Here is a 25,246-nt window from a genome sequence, read left to right on the forward strand (position 1 = left end):
GAGTTGTGGATGGAGTATTTACTCAACAATAATGAACTTGAAAACTGGATGCTCGCGCTCGGCGTGTGCATCGGCAGCACAGCGGTGATGTACTTCATCAAGGCCATCTTCCTGCGGCGTCTCGGCGACCTGTCGCGGCGCACCGTTACGCGCGTGGACGACCTGGTCGTCAAGATGCTGAACAAGACCTACCTGGTGCTGCTGCTGGCGATCGGCGTGCACCTGGGCTGCATGTTCCTGGTGCTGCCGGACACCTACCGCCTGATCGTATCGCGCCTCGCCGTCGCCGGCCTCGTGCTCCAGCTCGCGATCTGGGGAGATACTGCGCTGCGCGCATGGCGCAGCCAACTGCTGAGCGTTCCCGGCGATGGCGCCCGCAAGGCTTCGAGCACCATCCTGTTCTTCATGATGCGCCTGATCGTGTGGACGGTCGCGTTCCTGATGATGCTCGACAATTTCGGCTTCAACATCACCACCCTGGTGGCCAGCCTCGGAATCGGCGGCATCGCGGTGGCCCTGGCGACCCAGAACATTTTGGGCGACCTGTTCGCCTCCTTGTCGATCATGCTCGACAAGCCTTTCGAGATCGGCGACTTCATCATCGTCGGCGATGCGCTGGGCGCGGTCAAATACATCGGCCTGAAGACCACGCGCCTGCGCGGGCTGGGCGGCGAGCAGATCGTGTTTTCGAACGGCGAACTGCTCAGGAGCCGGATCCACAACCACAAGCGGATGCTATCGCGCCGCGTCGCCTTCGTGCTGCGGGTTGCCTACGGCACCACCGAAGCGCAGATGACGGCCATCCCGGGACTGGTACGCGATATCGTCGCGGCCAGGGACAACGTCGACTTCGAGCGTGCGCACTTCTTCCGCTATGGCGAATGGTCGCTCGATTTCGAGGTCGTGTACCACTTCAAGAGCCCGGACTACGTCCTCCACATGGACGCGCAGCAGGACGTCCTGCTGGAAATCTACCGCGGCTTCCAGCGCGAAGGCATCCAGTTCGCCCACCCCCTTTCGGTGGTGCGGGTGGCCGACCAGAAGGACCCCGCAGGTGGCTGGCCACCCATCGGCGCCACAGTCGGAAATTCGCTAAGACACTGATTGGAAACGACTTCATAGGCCGGACCGATCCTACATGGATGGGCCGGCCAGTCCTATTCCCCGGTCCAGCCTGCTCGCCTATCATGGACTCACCTCTTCCCGAAGACGCCATCCGCAAGACGCGGACGGCGTGGCGGAAGGGATTCCGACCAACTTTGTCATTGCTAAAGGAGACGATCATGGCATCGAACAACCAGGGCAACAGCAAACGTGGCTTCGCATCGATGGACGAACAGAAGCAGCGCGAAATCGCTTCGGCCGGCGGCCGTGCTTCCGGCGGCGGAAATCGGGGCAACTCCCAGGGCGGCAACTCGCAGAGCGGCAACCAGGGCAACAGCCAGAGCGGCGGTTCGAGCAACCGCGGCTTCGCGTCGATGGACCCGCAGCGCCAGCGTGAGATCGCTGCCGAAGGCGGCCGCGCGGCACACGCCTCGGGCAATGCCCACGAGTTCACCTCGCAGGAAGCACGCGAGGCCGGCCGCATGAGCCACAAGAACGACGGCAACCAGCAGAGCGGTAACCGCGGCAATGGCGGTAACAACGGCGGCGGCAACCGCTGACGCGGCAGCCTGAGCTTGCTCATGGCCGGGCCGGTAGCGGGGTGACCGTTACCGGCCTTTTTCATGAGCTCGCCAAGTGCCTGCAGGCGCAAGACCGGTGCACCCTCATTATCCTTGCGGTTCTCGAGTGACTGGCATCGGCCCGACGGCCGCTTTCGCGTCATGCGCAAACGACGCGGGAGGCCGTACCCGGCCCTGCCCGCAGCACCCGGCGCAGCGCCGGGCAGAGTCCCAGGGCAGGCCTGGACTCAGGCGGTCTTCGCGACCGGAACCTGCTTGGCCTTGGCCGGCACGACGTCCTTGACGGGATCCTGCGCGGCGACCAGGCGGCGCGAATTCTCGCTCGGCACGGCGGTGGTGATCAGCTCGTGCATACGCGAGGCGGTCAGGTCCCACGAGGTGTTGGCCACCACTTCGCGCATGCGCTTGGCCATAGCCTGGCGTTCGACTTCGGTCAGGGCCAGTTGGCGTTCGCAGGCGGCGATGAACTGTTCCGGGGTCTCGGCGATCGCCACCACGTCGCCGTACGGCACCTTGACGTCGGTGATCGGGGTCGACACCGCAGGCAGCTCCGCCGCCATGTACTCGAGCACCTTGGTCGGGCTGATGAACTTGGTCGAGTCGTTCATGGCGAACGGCAGCAGGCAGACATCCCAGCCAGCCAGGAATTTCGGCAGCTGGTCATAGGTGCGCTGGCCCATGTAGTGCACGTTCGGCTGCTTCGGCAGCGTTGCGGGGTCGATCTTCACGACCGGGCCGACCAGCACGATCTGCCATTCCGGATGCGCGTCGGCCATGGCGGACACCAGGTCCACGTCGAAGCGCTCGTCGATCACGCCGTAGAAGCCCAGGCGCGGACCCGGGATGTGGGCCTGGTCCGGATGCGAGATCTCGCGGTCCTGGGCCTGGCGGAAATGCTTGGCGTCGACACTGCTCGAGAAGCAGTGAGCGTTGGCGTGGCGGTCACGCTTGGACTGGTACAGGCTCGGGCCGCCGGTGAAGACGACATCGGCCATGTTCAGCAGTGCGGTTTCGCGCTGCAGCAGCTGTTTCGGGGAGTTCTTGAACATTGCCAGCTCGTCCATGCAGTCGTAGACGATCTTGGACGGATTCAGGCCCTGCAGCAACGGGAGGGCCATCGGGGTGTAGAACCACACGATCGGCTGTTCGCCTTCCGGTACGAGACCGGCCAGCAGGGCCTGCAGCGTCGGGAGCTGGTCGTCATGGAAGCCCGGCGCGTCGATCGCGGTGTGCGGCCGGCAAACCGTGATATTCGGCGCCACGGCCGTCTTCTTCAGGTATGCCTCTCCTTCGCTATACACCGGTTCCTCGACAAAAAGGATTTGGTAGTGTTCCGCCAGGCGGGTCATCAGGTGCTGTGGGCGCTGGAAGACGAAATCCCAGCGCAGGTGGCAAAACACGATCAAGGTCGGCATATTCATTTCCTTTCGCCTTGTGGCGCTATAGTTGTTGGCAATAGGCCAGCTGGTTCTTTCTCTCTCTGTTGCCAGTGTCCGACGATGCGGGAACCAGACCGGACCCCGCTATCGTAACATGTAAATTTTTTAATGTTTTCATTTATGCATTGCAATATTGCAATGAGGAAAATATTGCACCGGGGTTGTACCGGGCTCCGTCATAGGAGAGAGACGGCTGAAGAGTCCGTTCACGTAAGTAGCGTCCTACAGCGATAAAGGAAAATCCACTACGAAAAGTGCCCCGCGCTGCTACCTGAAAACGGAGGCTGGGAGCGTTTCCAGCCTCGTTTTCATTCGGGAGAAGCCGCTGCGCCGCCGTGCAAACCGAACACGGAACGGCGGCGGGAAGAGAAAATCAGTCCGGACGGTAGGGCTCGGCGCCTTCCGCATGGCCGTCGGCGCTGAACCCGGTTGCAACCGACACCCCTTCGAGCCCGAGGGCCAGCAGCGCATCGCACAGGTTGTCGACCTCGGCACTCAGGTCGGCGGCCAGGTCCACCGGCGTGTCGACGCTGCCCCAGGGCGTGCCGCCGTCCAGGGCATACAGGTTAATCCTCAGCACGATGTGCTCGCCCGCGTCGAGCGGCGCGACCGCGGCGTGCACCTGGTCCGCTTCGAGGTCCTTGGCCGACAGCGTGCGCGCCACCTCCGACAGCGTGCCCAAGGTCGCCAGTTCGCCCACGCCCTGCTCCTTGGCGCCGTAGAACAGATCCTGGTAAAGGAAGTCGAGCTGGATGCGGTCGGGATCCGCGGCCAGGCAACGGCGCAGCAAGGGCGCATGCCGCACGGTCCAGGCACGGTAGCGCTCCTCGCGCGCGGCGTACCACGCGTCGGACGCGCTTTCTTCGGGGGGGATGGCGTAGAACGGATCGTCGGCGCGCTTGAGCGAGAAGCCCAGCAGGAAACGCAGCTCCATCGCGGACTCGTCGGGAGCGAAGCGCTCCCCGGTCCAGCCGCGGATACTGGCTTCGATCGTCGGCGCCGGCTGCAGCTTCTTCTCCAGCAGCGAAGCCGCGGCTTCGCGCAGCATCTCGTGCAGGGTCGAATACGCCACGTGGTCGATCTCGGCCAGGTCGTAGGCATGCTGGATCAGCACCACCTTGGCATCCGTGCTCTCCAGACCTGCAGGGTGAAAGCTCGCGGCGAGCTCCTCGAAGGCGGCGTCGTCCTGGAAGGTTTCCTCGGCCACCAGCCCGCCGATGCTGCGCGCGAACAGCGGGATCAGGAAAGCGTCGATTTCGTATTCGGTGTCGTCGCGGCGCAGGCGCAGGGTGGCCGCTTCCTCCTCGATACGGCTGCGCAGCAGCCGGCAGGCTTCCGGGTCGGTGTAGCGGGCCAGCTCGATCGCTTCGTACAGCGGTTCGTCGCGCTTCTTGCGCAGCAGCCTGCGCACGGCCAGCAGCAGTTCCTCCCCGCGCTCGGCGCCGGAGCCGAAGCCGGGCGCCTCTTCGCGCTCGACGACCTCAAGGGCCAGGTCGGCCAACTCCTGGGCCTGGGTGGCAGTATCGGGCTCGCGCGGGTTGTTGGAAGTACGAGGCAGCGGGCGCTTGTTCTTTGGCATGGATATTCGTTGATGTCGATGTTGATATTGATGTTGCTAATGTTAGCACCGGCATGGGATTACCATGTCCGATTCGCCGCGGGTTGCGTACCGGTCATTCCCATACGCCTGCCCGGCGGGAGATGTTATGCTTCGGGCAAAACAACTACGGAGCGCACCCGAGATGCTCGAAAAACTCTTCAAACTCCGGCAAAGCGGCACCGATGTCCGCACCGAACTGCTCGCCGGCCTGACCACTTTCCTGACGATGGTGTACATCATCTTCGTCAATCCCTCCATCCTCGGCGACGCCGGCATGCCCAAGGAGTCCGTGTTCGTCGCCACCTGCATCGTGGCTGCGCTGGGCACCGCCGTGATGGGCCTGTACGCGAACTACCCGATCGCCATGGCGCCGGGCATGGGCCTGAACGCCTACTTCGCCTATGCCGTCGTGCTGGGCATGGGCGTCGCCTGGCCGGCTGCGCTGGGCGCCGTGTTCATTTCGGGCTGCCTGTTCATCCTCGTCACCCTGCTCGGCCTGCGCGGGATGATCGTCAACGGCATACCCAAGTCGATGCGGGTCGCCATCACGGTCGGCCTGGGCATGTTCCTGGCCCTGATCGCCCTGAAGAACGCCGGCATCGTCGTGTCGAACGAGGCCACGCTGGTGAAAGCGGGCGACCTGCACCAGCCGGCGGCGATCATGGCGATCATCGGCTTCTTCACCATCGTCGCGCTGGACAGGCTCAAGGTGCGCGGCGCGATCCTGATCGGTATCGTCCTCGTCACCGTGCTCTCCTTCTTCTTCGGCGGGAATACCTACCAGGGCATCTTCTCCGCGCCGCCGTCGATCGACCCGACCCTGTTCAAGCTCGACATCCCCGGCGCCCTCTCGGCCGGCATCCTGAACGTGGTCCTGGTGTTCTTCCTGGTCGAGCTGTTCGACGCTACCGGTACCCTGATGGGCGTGGCGCGCCGCGCCGGACTGCTGGTCGAAGGCAAGATGGACCGACTGAACAAGGCCTTGCTGGCCGACAGCGGCGCCATCGTGGCCGGCGCGGTGCTCGGCACCTCCAGCACGACCGCCTACCTCGAGAGTGCATCCGGCGTACAGGCCGGCGGGCGCACCGGCCTGACCGCGCTGACCGTCGCGGTGCTGTTCCTGGCCTGCCTGTTCATCGCGCCGCTGGCCGGCGTGGTGCCGGCCTACGCCACCGCACCGGCCCTGCTGTTCGTGGCCTGCCTGATGCTGGCCGACCTCGGCGACGTCGAGTGGGGCGACTCGACCGAGAGCATTCCCGCTGCCGTGACGGCGCTGGTGATGCCCTTCACGTTCTCGATCGCGGAAGGCATCGCCTTCGGCTTCATCACCTACGCCGTGCTCAAGCTGCTCACCGGGCGCGCCCGCGAAGTTGCACCGGTGGTGTGGGTGATTGCGGCGCTATTCACGTTCAAGATCGTTTATATCGGCACCTGAGCATGACCGGGTGGCCCCCCGGGGACTGGCCGCCCCTGGGAACGCACGTTTGCGATTAATCGCGGCAATTGTGTCCTAAAGCATCGTTTTCTGATTTCTTTGCGCTACAATGTCGCCGATCTTGCGAGAAACGTTGCCGGCACCTTCTGCCGGCAGCCTGCTGCTAACCGAATGTCCATGAAATCACCTCACATCCTGGCAAAGGCGCTGATGCTGGTCCTCGGCGCCGCGTGCGGCGTGACACAGGCCGCGCCCGACGACCTTCCCGCGGTGGGCAATGTCCATGCTCCCCTGACGGTCGCGCTCCCCGAGATCCCCGAAGGCGGCTGGTTCACATCGGCCGAACTGGGCGCGATCGCGACCTCCGGCAATACCACCGGTACCTCGGTCACGGGCAAGATCGACGCCCGCCACGAAACCGCGAACTGGAGCCACGAGTTCGTCGTCAGCGCCTTCTTCAAGGAAGACAAGTACAAGGACGACGAAGGAGAGCTGCAGCGCAGCAAGTCAGCAGAGCGTTTCGCCGCCTCGGCCAAGGCTTCGCTCAAGCTGCTCGGCGAAGGCAAGCGCGCCTTCATCCTCGGTTCGCACGTCAACGACCGCTTCGGCGCCTACACCCGCTATTCGTCGATCGCGATCGGTCACGGCTCGCGCTGGCTCGATGCCAACGACAGGACGCTCGACGTCGAGATCGGTCCCGGCTATTTCGCCGGCGAACGCGCAACCGGCGAGGACGAGAACGGCGTGACCGTGCGCGGGGCGGCCCAGTTCCGCTGGCGCGTCAGCCCGTCGGCCTTCTTCGCGCAGACGGTCAGCGTCGAGAAAGGCACCTCGAACACGCATTCGGTGGCGGAGACCTCGCTCAGCACCAAGATCAATTCGACCATGCAGATGAAGGCCGGCTTCAGTGCCCGCAACGACACCAGCGTCCCTGCGGGCAAGAAGAATACCGATACCCAGACCTCGCTGACGATGGTCTATTCGTTCTGACCTGCGCAGCTGCGCCGTCAGAGCGCGAATCCGCCTGATTCCCGGGTGAATGCATTGATCCCGGCGCTCATCGCCGTGATCAATGCACGTTCGGCTTCGGACAGCTGCGGGTGCCAGATGTCGAAGATCAGGACCACGCGCAGCTTGTCGCTGTCGTTCCAGGCCTCGTGCTCGATGGTGTCGTCGAACACCAGGGCCTTTCCTTCCTCCCATGCGACGCGGTCGTTCCCGACCCGCAAGCCGCAACCCGGTGGCACGATCAGCGGGAGGTGCGCGACCAGGCGCACGTTGCTCACGCCCGTGTGCGGCGGAATCCGCGTGTTCGGCTTCAGCACCGAGAACATTGCGCTCGGCGTGCGGCCCGGCTGGACCGGCTGCGGCGCACTCTCCAGCAGTGCCATGGTGCGCGGGCAGCGCGCCGCGTTGCCGGCCACCGCCTCGCCATTGTCGATCAGGCGGAAGGCGCTCCAGTCGAGCGAGCGGTTCAGGCCCGCCCACTGGGCCAGCGGCTGGTCGTCGCCGTAATTGACGTAGGGGGTGAAGCCTTCCTCTTGCGCCAGCACGGCCAGGAACTCCTCGCGGATCTCGCTTGTCGCCGCCTCGAACGCGTCGAGCCAGGGAAAATCGGCGCGCTCGAAGAAGGAGGCCGCTGCCAGACCCTGGTAGTGGAACAGTTGCGGCTGCGGATCGTAGCGCCGCTTTCGGCCCAGCATCACATCGAGCGAGTCGCGGAAACGCCGCAGGTTCTCGCCCTGTTGGTCCCGCAGGTGCGGTGCGAGGAAGTCGTCGAGGAAGCCGCCGAACTCGCGGTTGTAGGCCTCGTGCCAGGCCAGTGCTTCGCGCACCGCAGGCTGCAGGTCGGGCGCGAGGGTGTGCAGCGGCGGGGCGACCGCCGCCACCGCGGCGCAGGCGCCGGCCGCCGCATGGCGCCTGCCCTGGCGGATGTAGAGCCGGCTGCGCAGTACCAGGGCGACCAGGTCGTACGGATCGACGACCAGCGCGCCGCGGATCGCGGCTTCCTCGCCGGCCTCGTCCTGCATCGCCAGGCAGACCACGGCCAGGTTCAGCCACTGCTGGACCTCCTTGCCGTCAGCGGCGACGAGCCGGTCGAGCAGCGCCCGCGCATGCGCCAGGTTCCCCGCCTGGAAAGCCAGGTGGGAGAGCGAGCGCAATGCACGCGGATGCGCCGGCGCCCGGGCCAGGATGGCTTCCCACAGGCGGGCGGCGCGCTGTGCGGCGCCCCTTCCTTCGGCCTGGAGCGCCTCGCGCTCCAGTGCCGCGATCTTGTCGATGTCCGCTTGCTGCACGAGTCTCCCGCATGTCCTGACTGTCAATACATTCTGGACGAGACATATGCATATTGGCAAGCAGTATTTACATCAAGCCACCTTCTCCGCCGCGTCCGTCCGAGCACTGCCGGCCATCAGCAAGGCGAGCAGGCTGAGCAAGGCTGCGGCAGTCAGGTAGTAACCGACCCAGGGCAGCCCGTAATTGGTGGCCAGCCAGGTCGCCGCGTAGGGCGCCAGCGAGGCGCCCAGGATGCCGGCCAGGTTGAAGGTGAGCGAGGCGCCCGTGTAGCGTACCTCGGGCGGGAACAGCTCGGCCAGCAGCGTGCCGAGCGGGCCGTAGGTGAAGCCGACCAGGCACATCCCCGCCACCATGAAGGTCCCGACCGCCAGCAGCGTACCGGCGCCGAAGAGCGGGCCGAACAGCAAGCCGAACACGGCAATGGCACCACTCACCAGGATCATCGCCATGCGCCGCCCGTGGCGGTCGGCCAGCAGCGCCGACGGCGGGATGGTCAGGCCGAAGAACACGACGGAGACCAGCTGCAGCAGCAGGAATTCCTGGCGCGAGAAGCCCAATTGCGCCGTGCCCCAGCTGAGGGCGAATACCGTCATCAGGTAGAACACCACGAAGGTTGCCAGCGCGATGAGCGTGCCGAGTACGAGCGCGCGCCGGTGCTCGCGCAGCACCGCCACCACCGGCACCTTGACCCGCTCGTTACGGTCGAGCACCTTCTGGAAGTCCGGCGTTTCGGTGATCTTCAGGCGCACATACAGGCCGACCACCACCAGCAGCGCACTGGCGAGGAAGGGAATACGCCAGCCCCAGCTGAAGAAATCCTCGTCAGCCATGAAGTGGCCCAGCAGCAGGAAGGTGCCGCCCGACAGGAAGAAACCGATCGGCGCGCCCAGCTGCGGGAACATGCCGTACCAGGCCCGCTTGCCGGGTGGCGCGTTCTCGGTCGCCAGCAGCACGGCCCCGCCCCATTCCCCGCCCAGTCCGAGCCCCTGGCCGAAACGGCACAGGGCCAGCAGCAGCGGCGCGGCGGTGCCGATCGCCTCGTAGGTCGGCAGCAGGCCGATGAGGACGGTGGAGATGCCCATGGTGAGCAGCGCCGCGACCAGCGTCGCCTTGCGGCCGATGCGGTCGCCGAAGTGGCCGAACACGGCCGAGCCGACCGGGCGCGCGAAAAAGGCGATCGCGAAGGTGGCGAGCGACTGCAGGGTCGCCGCCGCCGGGTCGGCGGCCGGGAAGAACAGCCGCGGGAACACCAGCACCGCGGCTGTGGCATAAATATAGAAGTCGTAGAACTCGATGGTGGTGCCGATCAGGCTGGCGAACAGGACCGTGCGCGGCTTGTTCGCCGGCTGGCCGGCCGGGGCGGATACGGAGGCAGCCGCGCTCATGCGGCACCGGCCTGGGCCAGCGCCACGAGCACTTCGTCGGCCGACTCCGGGCGCACCACGCGCGCCACTTCCTGCCCGTCCTTCAGGACGACCACGGTAGGCCAGAGCTTGATGCGGAAGGAGCGGCCCAGCGGGCGGCCCGGGCCGTCTTCGACCTTGATGTGCTGCACGGCGCCTGCGTTCGACAGCGCTTCCCCGATGACCGGTTCGGCGGCGCGGCAGTAGCCGCACCAGTTGGCGCCGAAATCGAGTGCGACGACGCCGGGCAGCGCGTCCACGGCGCTGCGTTCGGGTTGGGCGGTCTGGTATGTCATGCGGATGCTCCTCAATAGTGCCGATATGGCAAGCGTACCTCAAAACCCTATCGCGGAGCCAGCACTGCCGCCCTTCACCACGCCGACGATGCTTCAGCGGCCAGCCTCAGTGGGCATGGCCGCCACCCGCCTCCCCGCACTGCACAGGCTGCTCGTGGCAAAAGCGCTCCTGCGCCTCGAGCGCCAGCTCGCGCGCCTTCAGCTGCTCCGGCGTGCGCGCCGGCGCCAGGATCTCGTCCTGCGTGATCACCCGGCCGTTCTTGATCACCAGCCGCACGTCGGCGGCGGCGCGCAGGTCGGCCAGGGGATTGCCGCGCACGACGATGAGGTCGGCCAGCTTGCCCTTCTCCACCGTGCCGAGGTCGTCGCCTACCAGCGCAACCCGGGCGGCGTCGCGCGTGACCGAGTACAGCGCCGTCAGGTTGCCCTGCACCAGGGCCGCCCCGCGCATGTTCAGGTGCAGCGAGATGCCCGGCACCACCAGCGGCGAATCGGTACCGTTGGCCACCAGTGCGCCCGCCGCGCGCACCTTGGCCTGCTGGGTGGCGTCGTTGACGATGGTGCTGATCTGGGCTGCCGTCGGCGGCTGCGCATTCTGCAGGCCGGTCACGAAGTTCGGCGGCACCAGGACGAAGCGCGGGTCGGTGACGATCCCGCGGTCGAGGCCTGCCAGCGCGCTGGCCGAGAACAGGGTGTCGATCAGGAAGAATTCGCCCTGGCCGTACACGGCCGCCGCGTCCTGGTAGGTGATCGCGCGCGCGAAGGACTTGGACCAGCCGTAGCCCATGCGCTGGGTCGCCGACAGGTGGGTGGTGCCGCCCAGGCCGGTGGCAGCGCCCGGCTGAACCATGTGGGTCCCGCTCGGCACGCCCAGGTCGAGCGCGCCCTGCGCAATGCGTTCCATGATCGGGATCGGCGCCCGCACATAGCTCTTCAGGAAGTCGGCGTCGAGACGCTTGGCCTTGGCGATCTCGAGCTCGGCGATGCGGGGTGTGCGCAGGGTGCGCGCGAAGCTGTAGAACTGGCGGTTGCCTTCCCACAGCGGCGGCGAGACGAACAGGCGCGGCCCGAGCAGGTTGCCGGCTTCGAGCGCTTCGCGCAGTTCGACGCTCTGGTGCAGCGGCCCACCGACCGACTGCGCCGTGGTGATCCCGTACGAGAGCATCAGCTGGGCGATCTGGCCGAACTGGCCGCCCTGGTAGAGCGTCAGCGGATGGACGTGGGTCTCGATCAGGCCCGGCATCACGGTCAGGCCGCTGGCGTCCACCACGCGCACGCCCTCCGCATGGGCGCTGTGTGGTTGGACCGAGACGATGCGGTTGCCCTCGACCACGATGTCGACGTCGTGGCGCAGGTTCTCGCCCACGCCGTCCCACAGTGCGCCGGCGTGGATCAGCGTGCGCCCTTCCGGAATGGCCTGGCGCCACTGGAGCCGCACCGGCACATTGCGCGTGGCGCGGCCGTCGGCGCGCACGGTACGTACCCGCTCGGCCGATTTGTACAGGATGGTCTGCGAATCTCCGGCCCAGGACGGCAGGTCCGCGATGTCGTCGGTGACCTGCCGTGCCGGACCCGTGGGCGCGGCATCCGGTCCCACCGGGATCACGTGCAGGCGCGAATCCATGATGAAGGCGACCTTGGTGCCGTCCGGCGACAGCGCGGCTGCGCCTTCGTCGCGTTCCGAAATCTGGCGCGGCTCCGGCGCCACGTCGTGGAAGCGCGCCTGGCGCGTGGCCAGGTCGATCACCCGCAGCTTGTTGTAGCCCTCGCGGAAGCGGTTGTTGATGCGCTCGTTGTCGACCAGCAGGATGCGCCGACCGTCCGGCGTCCATTGCGGCGTGCTGACCTGGGTGCTGAGCGAAGGCAGGATCACTTCGGATGTGCCGGTGGCGCGGGTCCAGATCTCGAGCTGGCCCGAGAGCGTGGTATAGGCAATGCGCGTGCCGTCCGGCGAGAGCTTGGGCGTGGCGATCGAGCGGCCGGGAATGGCAGCGAGCCGGGTGCGGGTACGGCTCGCCACCTCGACCTGGTCGACCGCCAGCTGGCCCGCATTGTTGCGTTCGGAGGAAAAATACACCGCACTGCCGTCGGCCGTCCACTGCGGGTTGAGGTCGCGGTCCGGGTCGTTGGTCAGGCGCACCGGCTCTTCGCCGATGCGCATCATCCAGATGTCGTTGAGCGCGCCGAAGGCGATGCTGCGGCCATCCGGCGACAGGACCGGGGCGCTGATGCCCAGCGCCTGGCGTGACGCGCGGTTGTCGAACTGGCGGTCCTTCGGCTTCTTGAATACGGGGCGCCGCAGCTTGAGTTCGGCGCTGAAACCGATGTCGGCGGGCGCCGTGCCGTCGGCGGCGCGGGTGCGGATCTTGCCGTCGGCGGTGTACAGGAAGCGGCCATCCGGGAGGAAGCGCACCGGGAATGGGAAGATGTCCTCGTCCGTGGTGACCTGGGTCGCGCCGACGACCAACTGGCGCGCCGCGTTCTGGCACACGAGGCTGGCCCCGTCCGGCGTCCAGGCCGGGGCCGTACCCGGCGCCACGACCGTGGGCGCCCCGCCGGCGAGGGGCGCGGTGACCACGTTGGCGCCGTCCACGTAGGCCAGGCGGGTGCCGTCGGGCGACACCACCGGGTTGCTTTCGGCGCCGGGGCCCGTGGTTACCTGCACCGGCGCGCCGCCGCCGATCGACACCCGCCAGATCTTGTACTGTCCATCGTCGCTGCGGTCCGACGAAAACACCAGGCCGCTGCCGTCGGGCAGCCAGGCCGGTTCGCGGTCGTCGAAGTGGCCGGTCGTGTGCTCCCGGGGATTGCGGCCGTCCGGGGAAATGGTCCAGATGTGGAAATTCCCTTCCGGCGCGTAATTCTGGAAGGCGATCCGCTTGCCGTCGGGCGACCAGACCGGGTGGGTCGGCTCCAGGCGGTAGTCGGTGATGCGCACCGCCTTGCCGCCGGTGGCGGGCATGACCCACAGGGCGCCCTGGGCGGAAAACACGATGCGCTTGCCGTCCGGCGAAGGCGCGGCGGCCATGTTGGTGCCCTCCCGCAGCTCGACGCTCAGGTCGCGCGTGGGGCCGCGCAGTTCGTTGAGCTGGTCGACCTTCGGGCCGCCCGGCCACTGACAACCCGACAGCAGGGCCGCACCGACGGCGATGGCGAGGATGGCGCGCACGGGTGCTCGCGCACTGCCGGGTGGCCCGGCAAGCCGGCGGGTGAGCGGGAAGTTGAACGCGCTGCGGGTCTTCATGTTTGCCTCCAGGATTGGTTACCAAAATGCACCAAAACGGTGCGCGGATGACCAATCGATCCTCGGCTGAGCTCCTTACACCAAACTTACTGCTGAGTCCGGCTGGAAACGGATCGGCAGCAAAGCGCATGAAGGCTGAGCGCGATCAAGGTAGAGCCAATCCGTACGGGAACTTTTGCAGCCAAGCAGTGCGGATCAAATACGGTTCAAAGGTGAAATGCCTAACGGACCACGCCTGGGCCCGGTGGCATAGTCAGGCCAAACACCTTATCAGGAGGCCAATATGGCGGACAATCTGCAAGACCGTGGCGCGCAGGATCGTGCCCGCATCAATGTGAACGAAGAGTGGGAAGTACGCCACTGGACCGAGGCGCTGGGTGTCAGCAAGGAACAGCTGGAAGAGGCCGTCAAGCAGGTCGGGCCGAGCGCCCAGGCAGTGCGCGAGCACCTGAAACGTCACTGATCGGCGGGACGGGGGCGGCATGCCCCCACCCTGGATTTCCATATCGGTTGACCTGGGTCAGGAAATCCGTCGGGGGCAACCTGCTCCTCTTCTTGCAAGCCTGGCTTGCGAGTCGTGGTGGTTTCCGTAGTCAGTGGCGCTTGAATCATCCGGTTTGGTTTGAGCCACCTGTTGATTAGTTACATTTTATGTATTGGACTGAACCGCTCCAATCCGATGCGCATCGCCATCGTTCAATATGTTTCGGGGGTACCGATTCACTTCGTCCATTCATGGAATGCTGCCCCATCCACGCGACACGTGCCGGAGCCTGCGCCGATGCTGGTCGGCGTCCTGCGCGGGAAGTGGGCTCCGGAACGGCACCGCTGCCGGGGCGGGCCGACCCCGGTGTCGTGGGCCGGCCGTGTCGAGCGGCCTGCCCTTCCCGTCCGTCCGGGACGCGGCCGGCGTTGGCCGTCCCAACAAGGAGTCCGGTTTGAACAGTATGATTGATTTCTACCATTCCCTCGATCTCACCCCGACCAATGCCCTGTTCGGGCTGGCGGCCGCGGTGGGCAGCTACGCCCTGATGCACGGCGCGCTGATCCTCTTCCGCAAGCGCCTCGGCCAGCTGAGCGAGGAACGGATGCACGGCCCCATGGTGCAGGTCCTGCACAAGACCCTGGTCAGCACAGGCGCCTTCTGGATCTTCGCGACCGCCGTCCTGATCGGCCTGTCCGTGCTGGACCTGCCGGAACCTTGGAACACCCGCCTCGGCCACCTCTGGTTCTTTACGCTGGGCATGCAGATCGCCATGTTCCTGCACCGCGCCGTGAAGATCGGCTCGCGCCATTATTTCCTGACGCACGGACGGGCTGCCGGCAACCAGCAGGTAACCGTCGCCCATACGGTGGTCATCTGGCTGTTGCAGACCGCCGTGTGGGTGGTGTTCGTGCTGGCGATGCTGTCCAACCTCGGCATCAACGTCACCACCTTCGTCGCCAGCCTCGGTATCGGCGGCGTGGCCATTGCGCTGGCGGTGCAAAATATCCTCGGCGACCTGTTCGCCTCGATGTCGATCGCGGTCGACAAGCCTTTCGAAGTGGGCGACTTCGTGTCGGTCAATAATTTTTCCGGCACGGTCGAGCATGTCGGCCTGAAGACGACCCGCCTGCGCGCGCTGGGCGGCGAGCAGATCGTCATTGCCAATGCCGAGTTGTTGCGTAACACCGTATTCAACTTCAAACGCATGTCGACGCGCCGCATCGTGTTCAGCCTGCGTGCCTGCCCGAATACGCCGCCGGAGCTGGCCGCACGCGTGCCGGAAATGCTGCGCGACATCATTGGCCGCCAGGAGAAGGCGCGCTTTGACCGGGCGCACCTGAAGACCGTCGACCAGAACTGGATCGAGTACGAGATTGTCTACACCATGCTCGACGCAAGCTACGACCTCTACATGGACACCCAGCAGGCGATCAACCTCGACGCCATGCGCATGTTCGCGGACCTGGGCATCTCGACCGCGCCGCGGCCGCAGCATGTGCTGCTGCAGGCGGCGCCCGGCGTCCAGGCCGATGTCCGCGGCGACGCCAAGGGTGCCGCCAACGAAGACGCGCCGGCCCAGCGCCCGCGCTACCTCAACCACTGACGGGGAGAATGCACGATGAACCAACCGAAGCAGCAGCAGGAACCACCAGGGCTGGAATCGGCCCTGCAACCGAAGGCCGACCACGGCGAAGCCAGCTACGTCGGCTCCGGCAAGCTGAAGGACAAGGCAACCGTGATCACCGGCGGCGACAGCGGCATCGGGCGCGCGGTCGCCCTGGCCTTTGCGCGCGAAGGCGCGGACGTGCTGATCGCCTACCTCAACGAACACGAGGATGCGCAGGAAACGGCGCGCCTGGTGGAGGAAGCGGGACGCAAGGCCATCCTGATGCCGGGCGACCTGGCCGACGCCTCACATTGCCGCGCCATCGTCGCCAAGGCGGTGGAGGAGTTCGGACGCATCGATGTACTGGTGAACAACGCCGCCTTCCAGATGACCCACGACTCGCTGGAGGAGATTCCCGACGAGGAATGGGAGTACACCTTCAAGGTCAACATCACTGCGATGTTCCACATCTGCAAGGCTGCGGTCCCGCACATGAAGCCGGGCTCGTCGATCATCAACACCACCTCGATCAACTCGGACAATCCGAAACCGACCTTGCTGGCCTATGCGACCACCAAGGGGGCCATCGCCAACTTCACTGCGGGACTGTCCCAACTGTTGGCAGAGAAAGGTATCCGCGCCAATTCGGTGGCCCCAGGTCCGATCTGGACGCCCCTGATCCCCGCCACCATGCCGCCCGACCAGGTAGAAGGCTTCGGCCAGCAGGTGCCGATGAAACGGCCGGGCCAGCCCGCCGAGGTCGCGCCGGTGTATGTGCTGCTGGCATCAAGCCAGGCCAGCTATATTTCCGGAGCGCGTATCGCCGTCACCGGCGGGACGCCGATCCTGTAAAGCACTCAGTCCCCCGCATTGCCGCGGGGGGACAGGCCGGCACCGACCGACAGCGCAGCCGATGCCGAGGCATTGCCCGAGGCGCCGGCCTGGCCGGATGGCGCCGGCGCGCCGCTACTCTGCGCGCCGCCGCCCTGTGCACCGTTGCCGGATGCCGAAGCCGCACCGCTCCCCGCGACGGAAAGCGCTTTTCCTGCAGTTGCGGCCTTCCCTGCTGCTCTGGACAGCGCCGGGCCTGCGCCGGCGAGTGCAGCCCCGCCGCGCTCGGCGGCCGCCTGGCTGCCCGCGCGCAGCGACGCGTCCGAAGAGGCTGCGGTTTCTCCTGCTGCCCGGCGTGTGTGCGCTGCCCGGTTGGATGCCGCCTCCGCCGTGCCGCTTGCGGCCCCGCGCAGTGCCCCGGCTGCTGCGCCCGCCGAACCTGCCGTCCCGTCCAGACCGATCCAACCCGAACCGCCGGCCTGGCCAGCAGCTTGCGTGGCGCCCTGGTCCGCCGCGCCGCCAGTGGATCCGCCGGCGCCCATTACCGCATCGCCACCCCTGCCCGCATCTGCCCTGGCCTGCGCCGCCTTCGAGACCGCAAGGTCCCCCAGCGCCTGGCCCCGGGCGGAGGTAACGCCGAGGCTGCCGTCCACGGCGCCGCGCACCTGTCCCGCGACGCCGCCCGCGGCCTCCTCGCCACGCCGGGCGGCAGCGGCGTCGAGGCGGCCGGTATGGCGCACACTGCCCATCGCATCGATCGCACCCATCCGGCCAAGATTGCCGCCGGCGCCGATCATGCCGCCGACCGAGCCGCCCAGCCCGCCCCCTCCACCGAGCAGTTGCGCGTGGGCGGACACGGCGACGCCGAAGGACAGCACGAAGGCGAGGTGTTGAACGAGTTTCTTGGTTTGCATGGTCATTCTCCTTGTTGGTGGCGCGGACCGTTCCGTTGCCGATACAAGGAAAACGAAGCACGATGGAAATTTATTCCATGAGGTCAAAAAAAAATGTTCAGCGCAGGCGCGAGGGGTCGGTGCGCACCCACGCGCCCACGATCCCCAAGCCCGTTTCATTACTGACCGTGTCAGCTTCGGCGCGCATGGCCTCGCGCGCCAGCGCGGCCACGGCCCGGCGGGCGGCGTCGGTTCCGGGCGCCGGCAGGTGGCGCGCCAGCAGCGCGGAGACGATCGGCGCCGCGTAGGAGGTGCCGCGCACCTGGCGGTACGGCGGCGTGCCGGGCACGGCGCTGACCATCTGGCTGCCCGGCGCGGCGAACATCACCTGCGGGCCGCGCGCGGCCTCGGGCAGCGGCCGGCTGCGGCGATCCACGCCGCTGACGCCGACCACCCCGGGATAGCTGGCCGGGTACAAGGGCGGCGCCGCGGGTCCGTCGTTGCCCACGGCGGCGACCAGCAGGTGCCCGCGCGCCTGCATTGCCGCCACTGCCCGTGCCAGCGCGGCGTTGGCCGGGCCGACCAGGCTGATGTTGATCACCCCGACCTCCTGGCGCGCCAGCCACGCCAGCGCGTCGGCGATCCGGTCGACCGCGCCGCCGGCGGGGCTGTCGCAATACACATCGGCTGCGTACAGGCTGGCGCCGGGTGCGGCACCCTCGAAGTGCGCCGAACTGCCGACCATCAGCGCGGCCACCGCGGTGCCGTGCGCGGCCGGATGCGCCTTGCCGCCGCATCCCCATGACTGCAGCCGGGCGCCGGCGAACACCACGTGGTCGCGCTCGACGCCACTGTCGATGAGCCCCACCCGCACTCCGGGCGCCGGGGCGCCGCCGGGCCGGCGCCGGCCGGGCGCTCCGGCATCGGCGGCGGCCGGCCGGGAGCCGTCGCTCGCGCCGGCGCCGAAGACGTGGTTGAAGTCATAGGCCCCTTCGGGGTCGGCCGCCCGCAGCGCGTCGAGCAGCCGTGCCGACGCCAGGCCTGCCGGCACGCCGAACACGACCAGCCGCTGCGCCAGCTCCGGATACGCCTCCTCGCGGACAACGGTCAGACCGGCTTCTGCCGCGGCCCGCAGCCCGGCCGGGCCCGGCGACCATGCCAGGATCTGGCCGCGCACGGCCAGATTGCCGCGCGGGTCGGCTTCCAGCACCTGCGGATGCCGCGCCAGCAGGGCCGCGGCCTGCTCCAGGCGCAGCCTTCCGAGCTCCGGCAGCGGGGACCGATCCAAGAGCTGCTCCACCGGACGGCGCAGCAGATCGGTTTCCAGCGGCCCGACCCGCTGCGGCATGGCCAAGGACGGCAGCCCCAGCTGGGCATTCGCCGGAACCGCTGCCGCAGCGAGCAAGACAGCGAGGGCAAGGTGACGATATGGCAAACGGGCAAATTTCATGCGTGGATCATATATGATTACAGTCAATACATCGATAAACGACGGGCGCATGGAAGAAATTCCCTGCGCCAGGCGTTTTCCTTTTACAGGCCACCAATGCTAGCGACCGATATTGCTTCCCTGCTGCCGCGCATGCGACGATTCGCGCGCGCGATCACCTTCCACAGGGAGGACGCCGACGACCTGGTGCAGGTGGCGATGGAGCGCGCGCTTGGACGGAGCGAACAGTGGACGCCGGGTACCCGGCTGGACAGCTGGATGTTTCGCATCATGAAGAATGCGTGGATCGACGAAGTGCGCAGCCGTGCGCGCCGCGCCGACCTGTTCGTTCCAGAAGAAGCCGGCGAGCATGTCGGCGACGACTCGGCGCATGCGCACCAGCAGCGTCTCGCGATCCAGAAGGCGGTCGCCATGCTGAGCGAGGAACACCGGCTGGTGGTCGGCCTGGTGTTGATCGACGGAATGGCATACAAGGAGGCGTCCGAGGCACTGGAGATCCCGATCGGAACATTGACCAGCCGCCTGGCGCGGGCACGGGAAGCACTGCAACAACTCTTATCTGACGGGACAAAGGCATGACCAAGACGTTTGACGACGAACTCCTGATGGCCTACGCCGACGGCGAACTCGATCCCGGCCAGCGCGCCGCGATCGAGGAGGCGATGCGGTCCGACCCCGAGGTGGCGGCGGCCGTCGCCCGTCACCAGAACCTGCGCCGCGACGTGTTCGGCGCGTTTGCCGATGTGCTCGCCGAGCCGGTTCCCGAGCGCCTGCAGCCTGCGGCGCCGGCCCGGGTGATCCAGTTCGACGAGTACAGCCAGCGGCGGGCCGCGCGCGGCCTCGAGCCGGCGCCGCGGCGCTGGTCGTGGCCGCAATGGGGCGCGTTGGCCGCCTCGCTGGCCGTCGGCGTGCTCGCCGGTGTCCTGGGCGCCGGCCTGCTGGGCGGTAGCGGCGAACTCGCGGTCGCACGCGGCGCCAACGGCGAGTTGCTTGCCAAGGGCCGCCTCGACCGTGCCCTCGACCGCCAGCTGGCAGGCACCGGGGCCGTCGACGCCGACATCCGGGTGGGACTGAGCTTCGTGGCAAACGGCGGCGGTTATTGCCGCAGTTTCGTCCTGGGTGCCTCGGCCGGGCTCGCCTGCCGCGAAGGCGGCCAGTGGCGCATCCCCGTACTTGCCCGCGCGCAGAGCCAGGGGACCGCGTACCGGCAGGCCGGCGCCGCACTGCCTCCTGCCGTGCTCGACGCGGTGGACGCGCGCATTGTCGGCAACACGCTCGATGCCGCCGCCGAGCGCGCCGCGCGCGACCGCGGCTGGGTCGCCGCCGGCACAGCAGACCGGTAGATCGATAAATTGCCCGGCTTACGCCATTGCGGCGCCGGAATCCTGGTTTCCAAAGCAATGATTCCTGCCAGAATTGTATTGAGTCTGTTAAGCTTCTCAGTTGACTATTTACAATTCCGTCGCACATTCCCGGCCATCCCACCGCCAGCATGAAAACCCGCACCTACCTGTTCCTGATGGCGGCCGCCATCCTGGTCCCCGTGGCCCTGGTCTTCTGGATCGGCGTGTCCATGCTGCTCGACTGGGAACGCGAGACGCGCATCCAGCGCGTGCAGGAAACCGCGCGCGCCACGGCCCTGCTGGTGGACCGTGAAATAGCCGTCGCGGAAACGCTGCTGCGCGTCATTGCCAAGTCCGAAGCCCTCGACGAAGAAAATTACGCGCGCGTGTACCGGCTGGCGGTCCGCCTCAACGAAGGCGAACCATTGTCGTGGACGACGCTGGTCGACGACCGTACCCGGCCGATCTTCAACACCCTGCTGCCCTTCGGCACCCAGCTGGCCGGCACCACGCGTCCCTATGCGGCCGAGGTCCTGCGCACGAACCGCACCCGCGTGTCCGGTTATTTCCAGGGCCCGACCTCCAGGCGGTCGGTGGTATCGGTCGATGTGCCCTCGCCGCCAGGGGATGGCCCGCGTTATGTCGTCAGCCAAGTCTTCGATACCCGCTACTTCGAGCGGGTCTTCGCCAACCGGGCGCTGGAGCCGACCTGGCTGGTGGGCATCTTCGACGCCAACGGCGTCACGGTCGCGCGCAACCGCCACGGGGCGCAGGCGGCGGGCAAGCCGATGCACCCGGAAATGCACACCACGGCCAGGCATGCGGGCAGCGGCGTGCTGCGCCATACGACCCACGAAGGTGTCGAGGTATATGGCGTGTACACGCGCTCGGCTGCGAGCGGCTGGACGATCGTGATCGGCGTTCCGGTCGCGGAAATCGAGGCCGCCGCCCGTACCGCCGCCATGTTGGCCACGGTGGCGCTGATCGTGCTGATGGGGTTCGCAATCGTCATCGCGGTATTCCTCGGCAACAAACTGTCGGCGGCGCTGCAGCAGGCGGGCAGCGTAGCCAACGCGCTCGCGCGCGGCAGCATCGCGAAACCGCGCCCGACCAGGGTCGACGAAGTCGATGCCCTGCTGGACGGCCTGCATTTCACCAGCGGAGCCCTGGTGCGCGAAAGCAAGGCACGCCAGGCGCTGCAGCACGAGCGCGAGCAATTGCTGCTGAGCGAGCAGCATGCTCGCCGCGAGGCGGAGGCGCAAAGCCGCGCCAAGGACAGCTTCCTGGCCATGCTCGGCCACGAACTGCGCAATCCGCTGGCCGCCATCTCCGGCGCCATGAGCGTCCTGGACATGCCGAACCTCAAGCCCGAACTGGCGGCCAATGCACGCGACGTCAGCCGGCGCCAGATGCGCCACCTCACCCGCATCGTGGACGACCTGCTCGATGTCCAGCGTATCCTGTCGGGCAAGATCGTGCTGCAATGCGCACCGCTGAACCTGGGCGAACTGCTGCATGCCTGCGTCGAGGCCAAGCGCCTGGTCGACGCCGGCAGTCACGCCTGGGAAGTCGCGCTCGAGCCGGCCTGGATCGACGGCGACCGCACGCGCATCGAGCAGATTGTCGACAACCTGCTACACAATGCCATCAAGTACACACCGGCTGGCGGCAGGATCGCCGTGCATTGCCGCCAGGCCGAGGGCTGGGTCGTGGTGGAGGTCGTCGACACCGGGATCGGCATCGCCCGCGAACTGTTGCCGCTGATTTTCGACGTGCTGGTGCAGGGTCCGACGAGCATCGACCGTGCCCAGGGCGGCCTGGGGCTGGGCCTGGCCCTCGTCAAGGAACTCACGGCGCTGCACGGGGGCAAGGTTTCGGTCCACAGCGAGGGGCATGGGAAGGGCTGCACCTTCACGGTCTACCTGCCGCTGCGGCCGGACGGCGCCTTCGAACCGGCGACAGGCGCGGACGCGGCACCCGCGGTCGCACCGCGCAGCAGCCTCGACCCGGCCTGAGTTTGTAAAACGCAGGGTTCGCCCATACGTGTCACTTATCTGTCCACAAACGGACGCCGACACCTACAGCCATGCGAACATTCCTGCGCAGCCTGCTGCTTGCCGTACTCCTGATTGCCGCATGGGGCCTGCTCGAGCCCTGGGTCCGGCACGCCGTCTATGCAATGCGGCTGGCCGCGATGCCGGCGCCGTCCTCGCTCGCCATGCCGGTCAGCGGCGTGCGGCCGAAAGCCTTGCGCGATACCTGGCATGCCGCCCGTGGCGAAGGCCGGCGCCACGAAGGCATCGACATCTTCGCCAAACGCGGCACGGCGGTGCTCTCGGCCACCGAGGGGATCGTGCTGCGCGTCGGGACCAACCGGCTCGGTGGCCAGGTCGTGTGGGTACTGGGCCCGGGCGGCCAGCGTCACTATTACGCGCACCTGGACCGCTTCGCCGACGTGGTGCCGGGGATGCGGGTCGAGGAAGGTCGCGTGCTCGGGTATGTGGGCAATACCGGGAACGCCGTGACGACACCGCCGCACTTGCATTACGGGGTGTACGGCAAGTCCGGCCCGGTCAACCCGTATCCGCTGCTGCGCGAGGAACCGGCACGCTCGGCGGCAAAGTAAACCCGGGCGGGAACGGCGCGTCGTCCGGACGCTGCCGCCCCGGTCGCAGGCCGTGCCGGATCAGAATACACCCTCGTCGCCGGTCGCCGGCGGCGGTGGGGGCGGTGGCGGCAAGGGGATCGCCTGCTGCACCGGTTCCGCAGGCAGGTCCTCATCGTCCTCGATCGGCTCCGGGTCGGGCACTTCGACCGCCTCGTCGTGCCCTGCGTCTTCGAACTCCAGCTCGCCGGGCAGCTCCTCGTATTCCTCTTCCGGCTGCTGGACCGGCCGGGGCGCCGGCGGTCGTCCGCCCGGCAGCAGCGCATTCGGATCGAGCTTGCCGCTGTCGATGGCCGAACGCATGAAGTCACCCACCAGCAGCAGTGCGTTATGGCCGCCCTGCCCCCAGTAGCTGCTGCGCATCGTCACCCGGTTGTCGTTGAACCCCACCCAGGCGCCCGCGACCAGGTTCGGGTGCATCAGGATGAACCAGCCGTCGGTGTTGTTCTGGGTCGTGCCGGTCTTGCCCGCCACATCGCCGTGGACCCCGAAGCGGTAGCGCACGCCGCCGCCGGTGCCGCGGTTGACGACGCCGCGCAGCATGTCGATCAGGTTCTGCGCCGATGCCTGCGACAGCGCGCGTTCCGGTGCGCCGGGCGCAAAATCGGCGATGACCTTGCCTTCGCGGTCGGTAATGCGGCGCACGAAGATCGGCTTGCGGTATTCGCCCTGGGCGGCAATGGTGCTGTAGGTGCTGACCATCTCCAGCAGGGTCACCGGGCTGGTGCCCAGCGCGAGCGAAGGCACGGCCGACAACTGGCTCTGGCGGATGCCCATGCCCTGGGCCAGGCGCACGACCGGATTGACGCCGACTTCCTGCATCACCTGGGCCGTGATCGTGTTCTTGGAATACACCAGGCCGTCGCGCAGGCTCATCATGCGCCCGCTGTTGCCGGACATGTCGGTCGGGCGCCAGACCCTGCCGCCTCCGAGCTGGATGTCCTGGACCACGTCGCGATAAGTCTGCTCGGGCGAAATCCCGCGCTCCAGCGCCGCGGCGTAGACGATGGGCTTGAAGGTGGAACCGGGCTGGCGGGCGGCCTGTGCGACGTGGTCGAACTGGTCGCGCTCGAAGCTGCGGCTGCCGATCCAGGCGCGCACCTCGCCCGTCAGCGGGTCCATCGCGACGAAGCCGGCCTCCAGGCGCGATTTGGCGGCCTTCAGCTCCGCCATGAACTTGCGATCGCCCTTGAGGCGCTTGAGCGCGGCCGCCGGCGCTTCGCCGTCTTCCACCGCGCGCCGGTATTCGGCGGATTCGCGCACGAAGGCGTCCAGCGTGCGTGCGCGCGACGCCCAATAGTAGGCGAAGGGGTTCACGCTGCTGCGCATGGAGGTGTACATCCCGGCGGAGGTCGAGCGCGGCATGGCGGACGAGGCCCACTCGACGTCCGCGATCGCCTGCAGCGTGTCGGCCTGGCGTTCCACCGCGCGCCGGGCGGCTTCCTGCAGTTCCAGGTCGAGCGTGGTATGCGCCACGAGGCCGTCGAGCTGCAGGTCGTAGTCGTTCTCTTCCGCCCAGTCCTGGAGCCACTTGCGCACGTGGGCCGTGAAGTGGTCGTCCTTGCCGCTGCGGTCGTTCAGGCGCGCGAAGCGCACCCGCAGCGGACGCTTGGCCAGGGCGCGGTAACGCTCCTCGCTGAATGCGCCGTGCCGCGACATCTGCCTGAGCACCACGTTGCGCCGCAGCTTCGAACGCTCCGGGCTCGTCACCGGATTGTAGTAATGGGTGCCCTTGAGCATGCCGACCAGGGTGGCCGATTCCAGCACGTCCAGGCGCGCCGCCGATTTGCCGAAATAGGTGCGCGCCGCCATCTCGATGCCGTAGGCGTTGTACAGGAAAGGCACCGTGTTCAGGTAGGCTTCGAGGATCTCGGTCTTGCTGTAGGTGTTCTCGATCTTGATCGCGGTGATCAGTTCCTTCATCTTGCGGTTGATGCTGCGCGCGCGGCCGATCTCCTGCGGGAACATGTTGCGCGCAAGCTGCTGGGTGATGGTCGATCCGCCCTGTGGATCGCCCTTCAGGTTGGCCAGCAGCGCGCCGCCGATGCGGGTGAAGTCGACGCCATGGTGGTCGTAGAAGCGGTGGTCCTCGGTCGAGATCAGTGCCTTGACCACGTGCGGCGACACCTGCGACAGCTTTACGCGCTCCTGCAGGCCTTTCTCGAAGCTGCCGAGCGGCTTGCCGTCGCTCGACAGGATGATGCTCGGCTGCGCGTTGCGGACCTGGTGCAGGTCTTCGATGCCCGGCGTGAGCGGAATCAGGACCAGGAGGTAGACGAAGAAGGCCATCAGGCCCGCCGCCAGGCTCCAGAGACCGATGAGCGCGGCCTGTTCGATGCGCGGCCGGTCGCGCAGGCGCGCGGAGGCCATCGAATAGCCGGCGTGCGCGCGGCCGCGTGCGCCGTCGAACAGGCGCCGCCCATGGCGCCTGAACGTGTTTCCGTCGGCATTGTCCTTGATGTCGGTCTTCTCGTCCTGATCCACTCTGGGTGTCCTTGCTGCCTGTTCAGTGCAAACATCTTGCGTATGCGACAAGTATAGCTGACCGCAGCCTCGACCATGGTCCGGCAC

20 protein-coding genes are annotated in these 25,246 nt (G+C 67.2%); 11 read left to right on the top strand and 9 right to left on the bottom strand.

Annotated elements, in window-relative coordinates; genetic code table 11:
- The first annotated feature begins 9 nt into the window (after positions 1 to 9).
- Positions 10 to 1,104 (top strand): mechanosensitive ion channel family protein, encoded by a 1,095-nt coding sequence (locus tag ACFFJK_RS09270; RefSeq protein WP_379678822.1) that lies wholly within the window; start codon positions 10 to 12, stop codon positions 1,102 to 1,104.
- 179 nt (positions 1,105 to 1,283) lie between these two features.
- On the top strand, positions 1,284 to 1,664 hold the full coding sequence (locus ACFFJK_RS09275) for a KGG domain-containing protein (RefSeq protein WP_379678823.1): 381 nt from the start codon (positions 1,284 to 1,286) through the stop codon (positions 1,662 to 1,664).
- 248 nt (positions 1,665 to 1,912) lie between these two features.
- On the opposite strand, the gene ACFFJK_RS09280 is transcribed toward ACFFJK_RS09275, so the two are convergent.
- Both ACFFJK_RS09280 and ACFFJK_RS09285 read right to left on the bottom strand, forming a co-directional pair.
- Positions 1,913 to 3,100 (bottom strand): glycosyltransferase, encoded by a 1,188-nt coding sequence (locus tag ACFFJK_RS09280; protein ID WP_379678824.1) that lies wholly within the window; start codon positions 3,098 to 3,100, stop codon positions 1,913 to 1,915.
- A 397-nt stretch (positions 3,101 to 3,497) separates the two neighbouring features.
- Positions 3,498 to 4,703 (bottom strand): hypothetical protein, encoded by a 1,206-nt coding sequence (locus ACFFJK_RS09285; protein ID WP_379678825.1) that lies wholly within the window; start codon positions 4,701 to 4,703, stop codon positions 3,498 to 3,500.
- A gap of 163 nt (positions 4,704 to 4,866) precedes the next feature.
- Between ACFFJK_RS09285 and ACFFJK_RS09290 the strand changes: the two genes are divergently transcribed.
- The gene (locus tag ACFFJK_RS09290) at positions 4,867 to 6,159 is read left to right on the top strand and encodes an NCS2 family permease (protein WP_379678826.1); all 1,293 of its coding nucleotides are present in this window, start codon (positions 4,867 to 4,869) and stop codon (positions 6,157 to 6,159) included.
- Positions 6,160 to 6,336: 177 nt separating this feature from the next.
- Positions 6,337 to 7,149, top strand: a complete 813-nt coding sequence (locus tag ACFFJK_RS09295) for a DUF481 domain-containing protein (RefSeq protein WP_379678827.1) — start codon at positions 6,337 to 6,339, stop codon at positions 7,147 to 7,149.
- A 17-nt stretch (positions 7,150 to 7,166) separates the two neighbouring features.
- Here the strand turns inward: ACFFJK_RS09295 and ACFFJK_RS09300 are convergent, their stop codons facing one another.
- The 4 genes from ACFFJK_RS09300 to ACFFJK_RS09315 all read right to left on the bottom strand — a co-directional run bounded on the left by ACFFJK_RS09300 (position 7,167) and on the right by ACFFJK_RS09315 (position 13,400).
- A complete protein-coding gene (locus tag ACFFJK_RS09300; protein WP_379678828.1) occupies positions 7,167 to 8,456 on the bottom strand; it encodes an aspartyl/asparaginyl beta-hydroxylase domain-containing protein in 1,290 nt (429 codons plus the stop codon).
- Positions 8,457 to 8,528: 72 nt separating this feature from the next.
- Positions 8,529 to 9,842, bottom strand: a complete 1,314-nt coding sequence (locus tag ACFFJK_RS09305; RefSeq protein WP_379678829.1) for an MFS transporter — start codon at positions 9,840 to 9,842, stop codon at positions 8,529 to 8,531.
- Positions 9,839 to 10,156, bottom strand: coding sequence for a thioredoxin family protein (locus ACFFJK_RS09310; protein WP_379678830.1), 318 nt, complete (start codon positions 10,154 to 10,156; stop codon positions 9,839 to 9,841). Before ACFFJK_RS09310 ends, ACFFJK_RS09305 begins: the two co-directional genes overlap by 4 nt.
- A 106-nt stretch (positions 10,157 to 10,262) precedes the next feature.
- Positions 10,263 to 13,400 carry an amidohydrolase family protein gene (locus ACFFJK_RS09315; RefSeq protein WP_379678831.1) on the bottom strand — a complete coding sequence of 1,046 codons (3,138 nt, stop codon included), beginning with the start codon at positions 13,398 to 13,400 and terminating at the stop codon, positions 10,263 to 10,265.
- Between the two features lie 283 nt (positions 13,401 to 13,683).
- Here ACFFJK_RS09315 and ACFFJK_RS09320 point away from each other — a divergent pair, with 283 nt between their 5' ends.
- From ACFFJK_RS09320 to ACFFJK_RS09330, 3 genes are all read left to right on the top strand, one after another.
- Positions 13,684 to 13,863, top strand: coding sequence for a DUF3606 domain-containing protein (locus ACFFJK_RS09320; protein ID WP_379678832.1), 180 nt, complete (start codon positions 13,684 to 13,686; stop codon positions 13,861 to 13,863).
- A gap of 484 nt (positions 13,864 to 14,347) precedes the next feature.
- The gene (locus ACFFJK_RS09325) at positions 14,348 to 15,490 is read left to right on the top strand and encodes a mechanosensitive ion channel family protein (protein WP_379679003.1); all 1,143 of its coding nucleotides are present in this window, start codon (positions 14,348 to 14,350) and stop codon (positions 15,488 to 15,490) included.
- Positions 15,491 to 15,505: 15 nt separating this feature from the next.
- A complete protein-coding gene (locus tag ACFFJK_RS09330) occupies positions 15,506 to 16,345 on the top strand; it encodes an SDR family oxidoreductase (protein WP_379678833.1) in 840 nt (279 codons plus the stop codon).
- 5 nt (positions 16,346 to 16,350) lie between these two features.
- On the opposite strand, the gene ACFFJK_RS09335 is transcribed toward ACFFJK_RS09330, so the two are convergent.
- The gene (locus ACFFJK_RS09335; RefSeq protein ID WP_379678834.1) at positions 16,351 to 17,238 is read right to left on the bottom strand and encodes a hypothetical protein; all 888 of its coding nucleotides are present in this window, start codon (positions 17,236 to 17,238) and stop codon (positions 16,351 to 16,353) included.
- Between the two features lie 97 nt (positions 17,239 to 17,335).
- On the bottom strand, positions 17,336 to 18,667 hold the full coding sequence (locus ACFFJK_RS09340) for a S8 family serine peptidase (protein ID WP_379678835.1): 1,332 nt from the start codon (positions 18,665 to 18,667) through the stop codon (positions 17,336 to 17,338).
- A gap of 96 nt (positions 18,668 to 18,763) precedes the next feature.
- On the opposite strand from ACFFJK_RS09340, the gene ACFFJK_RS09345 reads away from it, so the two are divergent.
- From ACFFJK_RS09345 to ACFFJK_RS09360, 4 genes are all read left to right on the top strand, one after another.
- A complete protein-coding gene (locus ACFFJK_RS09345) occupies positions 18,764 to 19,246 on the top strand; it encodes a sigma-70 family RNA polymerase sigma factor (RefSeq protein ID WP_379678836.1) in 483 nt (160 codons plus the stop codon).
- Positions 19,243 to 20,010, top strand: a complete 768-nt coding sequence (locus tag ACFFJK_RS09350) for an anti-sigma factor family protein (RefSeq protein WP_379678837.1) — start codon at positions 19,243 to 19,245, stop codon at positions 20,008 to 20,010. Before ACFFJK_RS09345 ends, ACFFJK_RS09350 begins: the two co-directional genes overlap by 4 nt.
- 149 nt (positions 20,011 to 20,159) lie before the next feature.
- Entirely contained in the window at positions 20,160 to 22,025 is a 1,866-nt protein-coding gene (locus ACFFJK_RS09355) for a sensor histidine kinase (protein ID WP_379678838.1), read from the top strand.
- A gap of 71 nt (positions 22,026 to 22,096) precedes the next feature.
- Entirely contained in the window at positions 22,097 to 22,636 is a 540-nt protein-coding gene (locus tag ACFFJK_RS09360) for a M23 family metallopeptidase (protein WP_379678839.1), read from the top strand.
- 60 nt (positions 22,637 to 22,696) lie between these two features.
- On the opposite strand, the gene ACFFJK_RS09365 is transcribed toward ACFFJK_RS09360, so the two are convergent.
- Complete coding sequence (locus ACFFJK_RS09365; protein WP_379678840.1) at positions 22,697 to 25,159, bottom strand: penicillin-binding protein 1A; 2,463 nt, start codon at positions 25,157 to 25,159, stop codon at positions 22,697 to 22,699.
- Positions 25,160 to 25,246: the final 87 nt, after the last annotated feature.

This window comes from Massilia consociata (assembly GCF_042432755.1).
GTDB classification, from domain to species: Bacteria; Pseudomonadota; Gammaproteobacteria; order Burkholderiales; family Burkholderiaceae_D; genus Telluria; species Telluria consociata.